The following is a 1,431-nucleotide window of genomic DNA, read 5'->3' as shown; positions in this document are numbered from 1 at the left end:
ATGCTCACCAGAAGGTGGGGCGGGCGCAGGCGATGAGCGGTGAAGCCGTGATTCGCTCCGTCAGCGACGAGGCACTGCGCCCGCGGGGTGAAACCGACAGCACAGGGCAAGGGCTGCTGTATCGGGCCCTTGCGAGAGGAAACCTGCAACGAGCGTGGAAGCGGGTCAAAGCCAACAAGGGAGCAGCGGGTGTCGACGGACTGAGCATAGAGCAGACGGCCGAACGGCTGCTGACGGAGTGGGCGGGGATTCGAGCTCAGCTCTTGTCAGGGTTGTACCGGCCCAGTCCGGTACGGCGGGTGATGATTGCCAAGCCGGACGGAAGCCAGCGCGAGCTGGGTATACCAACGGTGACCGACCGTCTGATCCAGCAGGCCTTGCTGCAGGTGCTGCAACCGTTGCTCGATCCTGGTTTCAGCGAGCATAGCTACGGTTTTCGGCCTGGACGCCGTGCGCATGATGCGGTGCTTGCCGCTCAGGCGTATGTGCAATCTGGGCGCCGGATCGTGGTGGACGTGGATCTGGAGAAGTTCTTCGACCGTGTCAACCACGACATCCTGATTGAACGCTTGCGTAAGCGCGTCCCGGATCAAGGCGCTATTCGTCTGATACGAGCGTACCTGAACAGCGGCATCCTTGATGGCGGTCTGGTCATGCAGCGGCATGAAGGCACACCGCAAGGTGGCCCGTTGTCGCCGCTGCTGGCCAACGTGCTGCTCGATGAAGTGGACAAGGAGCTGGAGCGCCGCGGTCACTGTTTCGTTCGCTACGCCGACGACTGCAACGTGTACGTGCACAGCCGCCGAGCGGGGGAAAGGGTGATGGCGCTGCTACGCCGTTTGTACGCCAGGCTTCGCTTGAGGATCAACGAGGCCAAGAGCCGCGTGAGCAGTGTCTTTGCGGGGCGCAAGTTCCTGGGGTACAGCTTCTGGGTAGCCCCGAAAGGGGTGATCAAGCGCACGGTGGCGAAGATGGCGCTGGAAACGTTCAAGCAACGAGTTCGGCAGCTGAGCCGCCGCTCGTGCGGTCGCAGTCTGCAGCAGGTCGTTGAACGCCTGAGTTCCTACCTGGAGGGCTGGAAGGGCTACTACCGGTTGGCGCAAGCGTCGCGAGTCTGGCAGATGCTGGACGAGTGGCTGCGTCATCGGTTGCGCGCGATCCAGCTCAAGCAGTGGAAGCAAGGCAAGACCATGTTCCGGGAGCTACGCGCACTGGGGGCAAGTCGTACAGTGGCACAACGGGTGGCGGCCAACAGCCGGCGCTGGTGGTGCAACAGCGGCAAGCTACTCAATAGGGTGTTGAACCTGGCCTGGTTCGACCGCCTGGGATTAGCCCGACTCTCATAACCTCAATCCCTCGAACCGCCCGGTGCGGACCCGCATGCCGGGTGGTGTGGCAGGGGCGCAGTTCATCAGAACTGCCCCCTATGCC

1 protein-coding gene is annotated in these 1,431 nt (G+C 62.9%); it reads left to right on the top strand.

The genetic code is table 11. The annotated features are described in order from the left end of the window. Nucleotides 1-32: 32 nt before the first annotated feature. Complete coding sequence (ltrA, locus tag PSOLE_RS23355; RefSeq protein WP_088339367.1) at nucleotides 33-1,346, top strand: group II intron reverse transcriptase/maturase; 1,314 nt, start codon at nucleotides 33-35, stop codon at nucleotides 1,344-1,346. The last annotated feature ends 85 nt before the right edge of the window (nucleotides 1,347-1,431 follow it).

The sequence above is a fragment of the Pseudomonas oleovorans subsp. oleovorans genome, from assembly GCF_002197815.1.
In the GTDB taxonomy this organism is placed as follows: Bacteria; Pseudomonadota; Gammaproteobacteria; order Pseudomonadales; family Pseudomonadaceae; genus Aquipseudomonas; species Aquipseudomonas oleovorans.
Note: the sequence above shows the minus strand (reverse complement) of the source record. Positions and strands in the feature narration are given on the sequence as shown.

What these genes read in the sequence shown, in the direction of transcription:
- ltrA (WP_088339367.1), top strand. Translation starts at nt 33, where the DNA reads ATGAGCGGTGAAGCCGTGATTCGCTCCGTCAGCGACGAGGCACTGCGC.